The organism is Ruegeria sp. BF12 (genome assembly GCF_056538705.1).
This window is the reverse complement of sequence record NZ_JBQFTP010000006.1, coordinates 77,641-90,423: the sequence shown is the minus strand read 5'-3', so window position 1 is coordinate 90,423 and position 12,783 is coordinate 77,641. Positions and strand designations below refer to the sequence as shown.

Annotated in this window: 11 protein-coding genes; 4 read left to right on the top strand and 7 right to left on the bottom strand. The window is 60.0% G+C overall.

What is annotated here, in order from left to right; translation table 11 throughout:
• The first annotated feature begins 11 nt into the window (after positions 1-11).
• The 3 genes from coaBC to ACR0J0_RS11485 are packed head-to-tail and all read left to right on the top strand — an operon-like array spanning position 12 to position 2,728.
• Positions 12-1,208, top strand: coding sequence for a bifunctional phosphopantothenoylcysteine decarboxylase/phosphopantothenate--cysteine ligase CoaBC (coaBC, locus tag ACR0J0_RS11495; protein WP_480664050.1), 1,197 nt, complete (start codon positions 12-14; stop codon positions 1,206-1,208).
• A 15-nt stretch (positions 1,209-1,223) separates the two neighbouring features.
• Complete coding sequence (gene dut / locus ACR0J0_RS11490; RefSeq protein WP_480664048.1) at positions 1,224-1,679, top strand: dUTP diphosphatase; 456 nt, start codon at positions 1,224-1,226, stop codon at positions 1,677-1,679.
• Positions 1,679-2,728, top strand: a complete 1,050-nt coding sequence (locus ACR0J0_RS11485) for a HesA/MoeB/ThiF family protein (RefSeq protein WP_480664046.1) — start codon at positions 1,679-1,681, stop codon at positions 2,726-2,728. Before dut ends, ACR0J0_RS11485 begins: the two co-directional genes overlap by 1 nt.
• Before the next feature lie 84 nt (positions 2,729-2,812).
• On the opposite strand, the gene ACR0J0_RS11480 is transcribed toward ACR0J0_RS11485, so the two are convergent.
• The gene (locus ACR0J0_RS11480; protein ID WP_480664044.1) at positions 2,813-4,024 is read right to left on the bottom strand and encodes a trans-sulfuration enzyme family protein; all 1,212 of its coding nucleotides are present in this window, start codon (positions 4,022-4,024) and stop codon (positions 2,813-2,815) included.
• A gap of 131 nt (positions 4,025-4,155) precedes the next feature.
• On the opposite strand from ACR0J0_RS11480, the gene ACR0J0_RS11475 reads away from it, so the two are divergent.
• Entirely contained in the window at positions 4,156-6,171 is a 2,016-nt protein-coding gene (locus ACR0J0_RS11475; protein ID WP_480664042.1) for a M3 family metallopeptidase, read from the top strand.
• Positions 6,172-6,175: 4 nt separating this feature from the next.
• On the opposite strand, the gene ACR0J0_RS11470 is transcribed toward ACR0J0_RS11475, so the two are convergent.
• Genes ACR0J0_RS11470 through ACR0J0_RS11445 form a run of 6 tightly spaced genes read right to left on the bottom strand, consistent with a single transcriptional unit; the run spans position 6,176 to position 12,743 of the window.
• Positions 6,176-7,108 (bottom strand): 2-hydroxyacid dehydrogenase, encoded by a 933-nt coding sequence (locus ACR0J0_RS11470; protein WP_480664041.1) that lies wholly within the window; start codon positions 7,106-7,108, stop codon positions 6,176-6,178.
• Positions 7,109-7,123: 15 nt separating this feature from the next.
• Positions 7,124-8,263, bottom strand: coding sequence for a rod shape-determining protein RodA (gene rodA, locus ACR0J0_RS11465; protein WP_480664039.1), 1,140 nt, complete (start codon positions 8,261-8,263; stop codon positions 7,124-7,126).
• The gene (gene mrdA, locus ACR0J0_RS11460; RefSeq protein WP_480664037.1) at positions 8,260-10,209 is read right to left on the bottom strand and encodes a penicillin-binding protein 2; all 1,950 of its coding nucleotides are present in this window, start codon (positions 10,207-10,209) and stop codon (positions 8,260-8,262) included. Before mrdA ends, rodA begins: the two co-directional genes overlap by 4 nt.
• A complete protein-coding gene (locus ACR0J0_RS11455) occupies positions 10,206-10,742 on the bottom strand; it encodes a rod shape-determining protein MreD (RefSeq protein ID WP_480664036.1) in 537 nt (178 codons plus the stop codon). Before ACR0J0_RS11455 ends, mrdA begins: the two co-directional genes overlap by 4 nt.
• The gene (gene mreC, locus ACR0J0_RS11450) at positions 10,735-11,637 is read right to left on the bottom strand and encodes a rod shape-determining protein MreC (protein ID WP_480664034.1); all 903 of its coding nucleotides are present in this window, start codon (positions 11,635-11,637) and stop codon (positions 10,735-10,737) included. The genes ACR0J0_RS11455 and mreC overlap by 8 nt, the downstream gene beginning before the upstream one ends.
• A gap of 59 nt (positions 11,638-11,696) precedes the next feature.
• The gene (locus ACR0J0_RS11445; protein ID WP_039523195.1) at positions 11,697-12,743 is read right to left on the bottom strand and encodes a rod shape-determining protein; all 1,047 of its coding nucleotides are present in this window, start codon (positions 12,741-12,743) and stop codon (positions 11,697-11,699) included.
• Positions 12,744-12,783: the final 40 nt, after the last annotated feature.

Below are 12,783 nucleotides of genomic sequence, written 5' to 3'. Positions count from 1 at the left end.
AAGGGCAAAACATGCTGGCATCGAAACGCATTCTCTTGATCATCGGCGGAGGGATCGCGGCCTATAAATCTCTGGATCTGATCCGGCGTCTCAAAGAACGCGGCGCGACTGTGACGCCTGTTCTGACGCGCGCGGCCGAGGAATTCGTGACGCCGCTTTCGGTTTCAGCGTTGGCGGGCGAAAAAGTCTATCGCGATATGTTCGATCTGACGGATGAAGCCGAGATGGGGCACATACAGCTGTCGCGTTCGGCCGACCTGATCGTTGTCGCCCCGGCGACGGCGGACCTGATGGGCAAGATGGCTGGCGGGCTGGCCAACGATCTGGCCTCGACCCTGCTCATGGCCACCGATACGCCGGTTTTGTGCGCACCTGCCATGAATGTCCGAATGTGGGATCATCCAGCGACGCAACGCAATCTGAAGCAGTTGCAAGCAGATGGCATCCGTTTTGTCGGCCCGAACGAAGGTGACATGGCCTGTGGCGAGTACGGCCCAGGTCGGATGTCAGAGCCGCTCGAGATTTTGGGGGCGGTCGAGTCACAGCTTGGCGACGGCCCTTTGAAAGGCAAGCGCATCTTGGTCACGTCCGGTCCGACGCATGAACCGATCGACCCGGTTCGGTACATCGCCAACCGGTCATCCGGCGCTCAAGGCGCAGCGGTGGCAAGGGCGTTGTCAGCGCTGGGCGCTGATGTGGTCTTTGTTACCGGGCCCGCCGATGTTCCTCCGCCCGAAGGTGTTCAGGTCATCCGCGTTGAAACCGCGCGGCAAATGTCTGACGCGGTGGATGCCGAACTGCCCGTCGACGCCGGCGTCTTTGCCGCAGCGGTCGCAGACTGGCGTATGGCGACTGCCTCAGACAAGAAACTGAAGAAAAGCCGCGATGGCCTGCCAACTCTGGAGTTTGCCGAGAACCCGGACATTCTGAAAAGGGTAGCAAGGCTGGAGGAGGGACGGCCATCGCTTGTCGTTGGCTTTGCAGCCGAAACCGACAACGTGGTCGAGCATGCAACCGCGAAACGCGCCCGAAAGGGCTGTGACTGGATCGTGGCAAATGACGTCAGCCCGGCAACGGGCATCATGGGCGGATCCGAAAACGCAGTCATCCTGATCTCGGACGATGGGGCCGAAAAATGGCCGCGGATGGGCAAGGATACCGTGGCCAAACGTCTGGCGCAGAAGATCGCCGACGCTCTGACAAGCTGAACAAGAGGAACAGTGATGGTAGCAATTCGTGTGATCCGCGAAGAGGGGGCTGATCCGGCCATTGCCTTGCCGTCTTACGAATCGACGGGCGCGGCCGGTGCTGACGTCCGCGCAAACCTGCCGGGTGGGGATTCTATTGTATTGCAGCCGGGGCAACGCGCTTTGGTTCCCACGGGCCTGAGGATAGAAATTCCCAATGGGTACGAGGTGCAGGTGCGGCCCCGCTCGGGACTGGCCCTGAAACATGGGATCACACTGCCCAATACACCCGGCACAATCGACAGCGATTATCGTGGGCCGTTGGGCGTGATCCTTTTGAATGCGGGTCAGGAGGCGTTCGAGATTGCCCATGGTGAGCGCATCGCGCAGTTGGTTGTAGCGCCGGTTGTACAGGCGACTTTCGAGCCGGTTGAAGCACTGAGCAACACGGATCGCGGTGCGGGTGGTTTCGGCTCGACCGGACGCGGCTGATGTTTTTGGTATTGATCCTCGCCGCCGCTCTGTGGGGCATTGGATATCTGGCGGGGGTTTCCCGGACGGCCCGTTCCGTTTCGGTAGGGGTTTTGCTGGTCGGCGTGTTGATTATTCAACTGACATTGCCGGATGGGCACCCGCTGCGCGAAGCAACCGGCGGCTCTGCAGCCCTGTGGCTGATACTGGGTGGTGTCGCGGTTCTGGTTCTGATCTATGGCAGGATGCTCAAGGCGTTGCGAAACCGCGCCGCGCCAACGCCTGCCGAGGAACCCGCCATGCCGTCCGACAAGTTCTCCGAGGCTGAACTGGAGCGTTACGCCCGTCATATCGTCTTGCGTGAGCTGGGCGGACCGGGGCAAAAAAAGATGAAAAAGGCCCGCGTTTTGGTGATTGGTGCCGGAGGGCTTGGTGCGCCAGCGCTGCAGTATCTGGCGGCGGCGGGCGTCGGTACAATCGGTGTGATTGATGACGATGTTGTCGAGAACGCCAACCTGCAACGGCAGGTGATCCACCGTGACGCCGATATCGGCATGCCCAAGGTGTTCTCGGCCCAACAGGCCATGGAGGCGCAGAATCCTAATGTGGTCGTCCTGCCCTATCATCGCCGTCTGACTGAAGAGATTGCGGCGGATCTGTTCGCCGATTTTGACCTCATCCTGGACGGCACCGACAATTTCGATACTCGCTATTTGGCCAACCGCACCGCGGTTGCACTGGGCAAACCGCTGATCTCGGGCGCGCTGTCGCAATGGGAGGGGCAGCTAAGTGTCTTTGACCCGACCAATGGCGCACCCTGCTACCAGTGTATCTTTCCCGAAGCTCCGGCCCCTGGTCTGGCCCCGTCTTGTGCTGAGGCCGGGGTCATAGGCCCGCTGCCCGGCGTGGTGGGGTCCATGATGGCCGTTGAGGCGATCAAGGTCATTACGGGGGCTGGCCAGGCCCTGCGTGGCGAGATGTTGATCTATGACGCCCTCTACGGAGAGAGCCGCAAAATCAAGCTGTCACGACGTGCAGATTGCCCGATCTGCGGTGCGTCAGGGGAATAAGGCAACCGCCGCGCGCAATTGCGCGCGGCTTGGCCCAACTCTGCCAAGGCGCATCCTTGATGCGCGCTGCAGGGGCGGGAGTACTTAGCCCAACGCGCAATCAAGATCGGCTATCAAATCTTCGGCATCCTCAAGTCCGACGGACAGCCTGAAGATTCCATCCCCCGCATAACGCCGATAGTCTTCCAACTGCGCGCCCTGCAGTTTGAACGAGGTTTCCATGAGGCCTTCTGTTCCCATCCAAAAGATCAGGCTGCGGTGATGACCCAATGACACTGCATAGTGAATGACTTTCAGGCGTTCGATCATCTGTTGGGCAACGCGCTCACCGTCCGCCGCGTTGCCGACCTGAAAGGAAATCATCCCGGACATGTTCGACATCTGTCGCTGGGCCAATTCTGCCTGCGGATGCGAAGCGAGACCAGGATAAATGACTCGGGACACGCGCGGGTCCGCCTCCAGCCAATCCGCGACGGCCATAGCCCCGGCTTCGTGCGCCTTCATGCGCAGCGGCAGGGTCGAAGCGCCGCGCGCTATGAGCCAAGCATTGAACGGTGACAGAATTCCGCCGTGATGAATAGCCGCCTCGGCGCGCATTTTGGCCACCAGTTCGGCAGAGCCAGCCACGGCACCGCCAATAGCATCTCCGTGGCCGCCGATGTATTTGGTGATCGAATGCATGGTCAGGTCGACGCCCAGCCCGACCGTGTCCATTCCCAAAAGTGAGGCAAACGTTGCATCGCAACTGAGCAGCGCACTTGCCTGCCGCGCAAGTTTTGAGATCTCGGCCAAGTCCGTCAGGCGGTTGATCGGATTGACCGGAGTTTCAGTATGGATCAATCGTGTGTTGGGTCGAATTGCAGCAGCGACCGCCTCAAGGTCGGACATGTTCACGGCCGACACGGCAATGCCCATCCGTGGCAGAGTTTCACGCGCCAGTTCGGCAACGCCGGCATAGGACACATCCGAAACAATCAGATGATCCCCGGCGGACAGAAACGTGAAAAAGATCGCCGAGGCCGCAGCCATGCCTGAGGCAGTAGCAAGGCATGCTTCGGTGCCCTGTAAAGCGGCGATCTTTGCCTCTAGCCCCGCGACGGTCGGGTTCGCCCAGCGAGAATAGACATAGGGACTGTCGGGTGTCAGGTCATGGGCAGAGAACCCTGCCAAATCCTCGGTAACGTAGGTTGAACTCATATGGATCGGCGGCGCGGATGCATTAGTCGAGGCATCAGGCGGATCGCCTGCATGAATGGCGGTGGTCATGATCCCTGCGGTTAGGTTTGGTTTACTCATGTCCTGTGTCCTCCTCGTCGCGACCCTGCGCGCGGCTGTCCTATTGCGCAAGAGAAATTGGACGCATCAAGGGCGCCACCTCTGGACCATTCCACCCGCTCTCCCTAGCTTGACCAGCAAAGGAGATCCGCATGACCAACCCGATCCTGTCCGACTGGACCACTCCGTTTGAAATCGCACCGTTTGCTGAGATTTCGGACGATGATTTCTCGCCCGCGCTAGAGCAGGCGATGCAAGCCCATAACGCTCAGATCGACGCGATTGCAGACAACGCCGAGCCGCCAAGTTTCGCCAACACGATCGAGGCACTTGAGGCCGCCGGAGAGCAGATGGACAAGGTGCTGTCGGTCTTTTTCACGGTCGCAGGGGCGGACAGCAATCCCAAACGTGAAGAACTGCAGCGTGAGTTCTCGCCTAAACTGTCGGCGCATTTCTCGGGGATTTCGTCAAACAAGGCACTGTTCCGCCGTGTTGCGGATTTGTGGTCTCGCAAGGATGAGCTGGGTTTGACCGACGAGCAGGCGCGCGTTCTTATGCTGACCCACCGCGGGTTCGTCCGCGCTGGTTCCGCGCTTGAGGGGGACGAGGATTCCCGCATGCAGGAGATCAAGGCGCGCTTGGCCTCACTGGGGACATCCTTCACCCAGAACCTGCTGGCCGACGAACGCGATTGGTTCATGGACCTGTCCGAAGATGACCTGGAGGGCCTGCCGGATTTCGTCGTAAGCGCGGCCCGTGCCGCCGGGGAAGAGAAAGGCGTGGACGGTCCTGTGGTGACTTTGTCCCGTTCGCTGATCGTACCGTTCCTGCAATTCTCACCCCGCCGCGATCTGCGTGAGACAGCGTATCGGGCCTGGACTGCGCGGGGCGCCAATGGCGGGGAAACGGACAACCGCGAGATTGCGGCTGAAATTCTCAAACTGCGCGAGGAACGCGCAAAGCTGTTAGGGTATTTCAGTTTCGCCGACTACAAACTGGAAACCGAAATGGCCCGAACGCCGGATCGCGTTCGCGATCTGCTGTTGCAGGTTTGGCAGCCGGCAAAGGCGCGGGCTGATGTCGATGCGGAAATCCTGACCGCTATGATGCAGGAGGATGGCGTCAACGGTCCGCTGGAGGCGTGGGACTGGCGCTACTACGCCGAAAAGCGCCGCAAAGCCGAACATGATCTGGATGAGGCGGCACTGAAACCCTACCTGCAGTTGGACCGCATGATTGAGGCGTCTTTTGCTTGTGCCAACCGGTTGTTCGGGTTGGAATTCGCGCCATTAGACGTGCCGCTCTATCATCCGGACTGCCGGGCTTGGGAAGTGACACGCAACGGGCAACATATCGCGGTGTTCATTGGGGACTACTTCGCGCGTGGTTCGAAGCGCTCGGGCGCTTGGTGCAGTGCGATGCGGTCTCAGGCGAAGTTTCCAAAGGTGCAGGCGCCGATCGTGATCAATGTTTGCAACTTCGCCAAGGGCGATCCGGCGTTGCTGTCCTATGATGATGCGCGGACTTTGTTCCACGAATTCGGTCACGCATTGCACCAGATGTTGTCTAACGTGACCTATGAAAGCATCTCGGGCACCAGCGTTGCGCGCGATTTTGTGGAACTGCCCAGTCAGCTTTATGAACACTGGTTGGAAGTGCCCGAAGTGCTGGCCGAATTTGCCACGCATGCCGAAACCGGCGAGCCGATGCCTCAAGAGATGCTGAAGAAGGTTCTGAAGGCTGCAAATTTTGATCAGGGGTTCCAGACGGTGGAATACGTGGCCTCGGCTCTGGTCGATTTGGCGTTCCACGAGAGCGCAGCGCCGGCCGATCCGATGGCTAAACAGGCCGAGGTTCTGACCAGCATCGGGATGCCGCAGGCCATTGGTATGCGCCACGCCACACCGCATTTCGCACACGTGTTTGCAGGCGACGGTTATAGTGCGGGTTATTACAGCTACATGTGGTCCGAGGTCATGGACGCCGACGCTTTTGCCGCCTTTGAAGAGGCTGGCGGAGCATTCGACCCCGACCGTGCCAAAGCACTGGAAGAGAATATACTGTCCACCGGCGGCTCACGCGAGGCCGAAGATCTGTATCTGGCGTTCCGTGGCCGTTTGCCGGGCGTTGAGGCGCTGTTGAAAGGCCGCGGTTTGGTCGCGGCCTGACGGGTCAGTAGCCCAGATTTCGATCAACGAGGTGCAGAAAGGGCTTTCCCTTCTCACCTCGGATGATGTTCTGACAAATAACCTGCGCTGCGGTTACCGGGCGGGTTTCTGATGCGATATGCGGCGTGACAGTCACTTTGGGATGCGCCCAATACGGGTGTTCCGGTGGCAGGGGCTCGACGCGGAACACGTCCAATGTCGCATGGCCAATCTGGCCCGAATCCAAGGCGGCCAGCAGTGCATCATCGTCGATCAGCGGCCCCCGTCCCGGGTTGATGATCCGCGCGCCTTTGGGCAGCAACGCCAAGGTTCCCGCATTCAGCGCGTTCACGGTCGCCGGAGTATCTGGCAGTAGCAGCACCACGATCTCGGCGTTGGACAAGGCGGTGCGCAGGCCGTCTGCACCGTGCAGGCAGCTCACTCCGGGGATGTCTTTTGCGGTTCGACTCCAACCTGTGACCTGAAAGTTGAGGGCGGCAAGGGCACGCGCCGCCGCTTCACCCAACGCACCCAATCCGAGTACACAAACATTTCGTTCGGTAGCCAACGGCGGGGCGTCGGGGGTCCAGACGCCATCTTGTACAGTGATATAGCGGTCCATACCCAGATGATATCGCAGCACCTGGCCGACCACCCATTCGGTCATACCTTGCATCAGCCCGTGATCCACCATCCGCGCCAATGGAACAGTCAGCGTTTCGTTGCCGGCAATCTTCTCGACACCGGCCCAAAGGCTGAGAACCGCTTTCAGATGTGTATAGGGTGAGAAATCCAGCAAACCGCTGGTGGGGGCGTAAACAACGTAATCGACCTGATCAGGCTCGAACTCAGTTGCCAGACGGAAATCCAGCCCCGCTTCGGAAAGGCCTTTGGACAGCAAGGGTTCGTACACGGGCCATTGTTCAGGGCGCGCGGAAAACAGGACGTTCACGGGCATGAGGGGCCTTTCAAATTAACGGGGACGATGGATATGTGCGCTTTGAACGATACCAAAGGCAGCCATGAGAACCAGCATGGCAGAGCCGCCATAGCTGACCATCGGCAGCGGAACACCCACAACAGGGGCGAGGCCCATGACCATCGACATGTTGACGGCAAAGAACAGGAAGAAGTTCAGCGCGATGCCCAGTGTGACCAGCGACGAAAACCGGTCCTTGGTCGACAGGGCGGTGACCAGGCAGAAAATCAGGATCAGACCATAAAGGGTCAACAGGGTGATGCCGCCGACAAAGCCGAACTCCTCAGCCAGTGTGGTGAAGATAAAGTCGGTGTGCTTTTCCGGCAGAAAGTTGAGGCGCGACTGCGTTCCCTGCATGAACCCACGCCCGTTCCAGCCGCCTGATCCCAGCGCGATTTTGGACTGCGTAATGTGATAACCAGCCCCCAGCGGATCGGTGGATGGATCAAGGAAAGTGTCGATGCGGCGGAACTGGTAATCCTTGAGCAATTGCCACTCGGTCCCGCGACTGTTGAAAACGGTCGCGATCAAGCCGACCACGGCCGCGATCACGGCGGCGAAATAGGCCCAGTGGACACCCGCCAGAAACATCAGCCCTCCGCCCGCAGCCAACAACAGGATCGAAGTGCCGAGGTCTGGTTGTTTCAGTACCATGGCAGTTGGGATCAGGATCAGGACAACCGGGATCAAAACCCATAGCGGGCGTGATGTCTTGTGCGAAGGCAGCCAGTCATAATAGGCGGCCAGAACCATGACCAATGCGACCTTCATGACTTCGGACGGCTGAAGCCTCATGAAGCCAAGGTCAATCCACCGCTGCGCCCCCATGCCGATGGTGCCAAACAGTTCCACAAACACCAGAAGAACGATCGAGCCGAGATAGGCTAGGACGGACATGTTGCGCCAGAACCAGATCGGCACCAGCGCGATGATGAACATTACGGTCAGACCCAGTCCAAACCGTTCCATCTGCGGCTCGGCCCAAGGCATCCACGACCCGCCGGCCACGGAATACAGCATCAGGAAACCGGCGCTGGCCACGCTGATCAGCAACAGCGTCAGTGGCCAGTTCATGTACAGGAACTTGCGAAACCCCGTTGGCGTGGATTTGACGGCGTATTCAAGATAGCTCATGCGCGGTCCTTCTCGGTCGGACGCGCTTTGGGGCGGCGGTCGCCCTCAAGCCGTTTCTGTTGTTCTTTTATGCGATCTCGATCGGCAACCGGGTAAGCCTCCAGCGGAGGGGTGCCGTTGTAAAGCGCCTGCAACATGATGTCCCGCGCGACCGGAGCTGCGGCCTTGGAGCCGCCACCGCCGTGTTCCACCACCACCGCCACGGCGTATTTTGGGTTGTCATAGGGCGCGAAGCTGACGAACAGCGCATGGTCGCGGCGTTCCCAGGGCAGGTCCTCGTTCCGGATCACACCAGCGGCGCGTTCGGCCTTGGTGATGTTTCGCACCTGACTTGTTCCGGTTTTGCCAGCCATGCGCAGGTCGTCCGCTATGATGCGGCTGCGATAGGCGGTGCCGCCCCGATCGTTGGAAACCGAGAACATGGCTTTGCGGATGTGGTCCAGATTAGCCGGATTGACCGCCAGTGGCTTCCCGGCGCCCGAGGGTTGCTCGACCCCGTTCACGGACCGAACCAAACGCGGCTTGACCGCGCGCCCCGTTGCGATCCGCGCCGTCATAACCGCAAGTTGCAAGGGCGAGGCCAGCATGAAGCCCTGACCGATAGAGGCGTTCGCCGTGTCACCGACCAGCCAGCTTTCACCGTGAACACGTTCCTTCCACGCTTGGTTCGGAGCCAACCCGGCGGCAACGGCTGACATCGGGATATCGTGTTTCACGCCCAGTCCGAAGGTGCGGGCCATGTCGGAAATCTTGTCGATTCCGGTGCGCAGGGCCACGTCGTAGTAGTAGACATCGCAGCTGCGTTTCAGCGACAAATTCAGATCAACCGTACCGTGCCCGCCACGTTTCCAGCAGTGGAAGCGGCGGCTACCGACTTTCAGGTGGCCGGGGCAATACACGGTGCTACCGGGGGCAACCACTCCGGCCTCAAGCGCAGCCATCGCCGTGATCATTTTGAACGTTGAGCCCGGCGGGTAAGTGCCTTGCACGGTCTTGTTAGCCAGCGGGCGATAATTATCCTGCGTTAGCGTTCGGTAATCGGCAACCGATATCCCACGTACGAACAGGTTTGGGTCGAAACTCGGGGCAGAGCTAATGGCCCGGATATCCCCGGTTTCGCAGTCGATTACGACGGCGGCAGCGCTTTCCCCGGCCAGCCGGGCCTGCGCGTATTGCTGCAGATCGGCGTCGACCGACAATTGCAGATCGGCGCCGGCCTCGCCCTCTTGCCGGTCAAGCTCGCGCATCACCCGGCCCGTTGCGTTAACCTCGACCCGTTTAGCGCCCGCTTTGCCGCGCAGCGTGATTTCTTGCTTGGCCTCAAGCCCAACCTTGCCGATCTGGAAACGGGGGATGCGCAATACCGGTTCGGGGTCTTCGATCTGACTGAGGTCATAGTCACTGACCGGGCCGACATAGCCGACTACATGGGCGAAATCCTCGTACCTAGGGTACAGACGAGCCGTGCCCACCTCGGGCGTGACACCGGGCAGGGCCGGGGCATTTACGGCGACCTTCGAGATATCTTCCCACGTGACCTGATCGGCCAACGTGACCGGCAGGAACGGCGCAGATCGGCGCATTTCAGCTTTGGCGCGGTCGATCTCGTCCTGCGTCAAGGGGATCAGGTCCGAGAGTTTGGAAATCACCTCGTCAACATCGCCTGCATCTTCGCGGACCATTACAATCCGATAGGATTGCGTGTTTTGACCGATGATCTGCCCATTGCGGTCGTAGATGCGCCCGCGTGTCGGCGGGATCAGGCGAATGTTGATGCGGTTTTCCTCGGCCAGCAGGCGGTATTCGTCGGCCTGATCCACCTGCATAAAGCGCATCCGAGCCGCCAGCCCGCCGATAAAGGCCGCCTGCAGCCCGCCCAAAATCAGGGCCCTGCGGGGCAGGCGTTTATAGGCCAGACCTCGTGACTTGGGGATGCGTTGTTTCATGCCCGCACCCCTCCGGGACTGGGGTCAGCAACCGACACGCGTCGGACGCCAAAAACATTTTGGCTGAGAAGAACGATCAAGGGATACACCGCAATTGTCAGAACCACTTGTATCACCACAGGACCCAATGCCGCTTGCTGTACTGATAGAATAGCAAGAATAACACGGTTCAAAACAAAAACCCCCGTGATCACGACTGCGGCGGTTGTCCACTCTGTTACAAACCCCGCATCACGCATTCCGGCGCCCGCTGAGCGCAGATATGCGCTTCCCAGAACCACCAGCGCCGCCAGCAGGCCGGGTGGCCGTTGAAGAAGTAGGTCGGCCATCAGCATGACCGCCGCGACCAAAAGGATTGGAACATATTCCGGTCGCCGCAGAACCCAGGCGAAGGTCAAAGCGAGCAGTAAATCCGGAAACGGCCAACGATTCGGTTGCGTGTCCAGCGGAAGAAGATGCAGGAACATGATTAACACCGCCAGGAACAGGTACAAACTGCGCTTGATCCAAAGATGCGAGACCTGCCTATCCATCGCCGACCTCCGACGGCGTCAGGGCGGCCGCTGGTTGTCGTGGTCCTACGATACCGCCGGGATCGTTAATTGTTGGGGCGGAATGATACCGCAGCACCCGTAGGAATTCGAGGCGTTCAAAGTCTGCCGACAGACGCACCCGCAATCGCCCGCCGGGGTCCTCGGTGATCTGTCCGATCAGCAGCCCGCCGGGAAACACACCGCCGTCACCCGAAGTCACAACGCGGTCGCCCGGTCGCACGAGCTCACGGTTCTCAAGGAACTCTACCGACGGTGAGGGGGTGTTGTCGCCAGCGATCAGGGCGGTTTGACCGGAGGGCTGAATCGTTGCGGGAATAGCGCTGGACGCATCCGTCATCAGAATAACCCGCGCCGTATCCGGACCAACGCCCGAGATACGGCCCACGACGCCGATCCCGTCCATAGTGGCCCAACCGTCGCGGATGCCGTCACGCTCACCCACGTTCAGCAGGACGGACTGACGAAACGGCGAGCCGCTGTCAGCCATCACAACGCCGGTAATGTAAGTCAGGCGGGGGTCCAGACGCACGTTGTTCAGGTCTAGCAGTCGGGCGTTTTCCTGTTCCAGCTGCAGGGCCGCCTCTTTCCAGGCGCGCATGATGCGCAATTCGCTGCGCAACTCCTGGTTCTGGGCGCTCAGCCGTTGATAACTTTGGAAGTCGCGCACCAGATTGACGGCAGCCGTGACCGGAACCATGGCCCATTCCATAGACGGCACGACGCGGTCCACGACCTGCGCGCGAAAGCGTTCAACACGAGGACTGTCGATCCGCCATATTAGAAAGATGGCCAACAGGCACAACACAACGATCCCCAGCAGCAAGCGGCGCAAGGGGGTCGTGTATTCATCGCGCTGTGATCGGTCTTTTGCCACAGGTTACCTTCCCGTGCTGCTCGTGCCGAATTTACCCTATATCTTAAAGGGTGCGCGCCTTAGCTTTCGTAGTCAATCGCGTGGCGCAGTTGTTTTTCGTATTCCAGCGCCTTGCCGGTACCCAAAGCCACACAATTCAGGCTTTCATCAGCAATCGACACGGCCAGACCAGTCTGTTCGCGCAGCGCCAGGTCCAGATCTCCCAACAGCGCACCGCCGCCGGTCAGCATTACGCCGCGGTCCACGATGTCCGCAGCCAGATCGGGCGGAGTGGTTTCCAGCGCGGTCATCACTGCTTCGCAAATTTGTTGCACCGGTTCGGACAGGGCTTCGGCCACCTGAGCTTGGCTGATCTCGATTTCCTTCGGCACGCCGTTCAGCAGGTCGCGGCCGCGGATATGCATCGACTGACCGCGTCCATCATCGGGCATACGCGCGGTGCCAATAGTAGTCTTGATCCGTTCGGCGGTGGATTCACCGACCAGCAGGTTTTGCTGACGGCGCAGGTACGAGATGATGGCTTCGTCCATCCGGTCTCCACCGACGCGAACCGAGCGGGCGTAAACGATGTCGCCCAGTGACAGAACGGCGACCTCGGTGGTGCCGCCGCCGATATCGACGACCATGTTACCGGTCGGGTCGGTGATCGGCATGCCAGCGCCAATCGCAGCGGCAATCGGCTCGGCAATCAGGCCAGCGCGGCGCGCACCTGCTGACAGAACCGACTGACGGATTGCCCGCTTTTCGACCGGAGTTGCGCCATGGGGGACGCAGACGATGATCTTGGGTTTCGAGAAGGTCGAGCGCTTGTGCACCTTGCGGATGAAGTGCTTGATCATTTCTTCGGCAGTATCAAAGTCGGCGATCACGCCTTCGCGCATTGGGCGGATGGCTTCGATCGAGCCCGGCGTCCGCCCCAGCATCAGCTTGGCGTCTTCACCAACGGCCAGAACTTTTTTCACACCGTCCTTGACGTGGTAAGCGACAACAGAGGGTTCAGACAGGATCACACCGCGCCCCTTGACGTAAACCAGCGTGTTCGCTGTCCCAAGGTCGATAGCCATGTCCGCTGTGAACAGGCCGCCCAGATTGCCAAAGATCCCCATGTTTCCCCTGATCCTGTATGTCGGTTTTTTCTACTGCCCG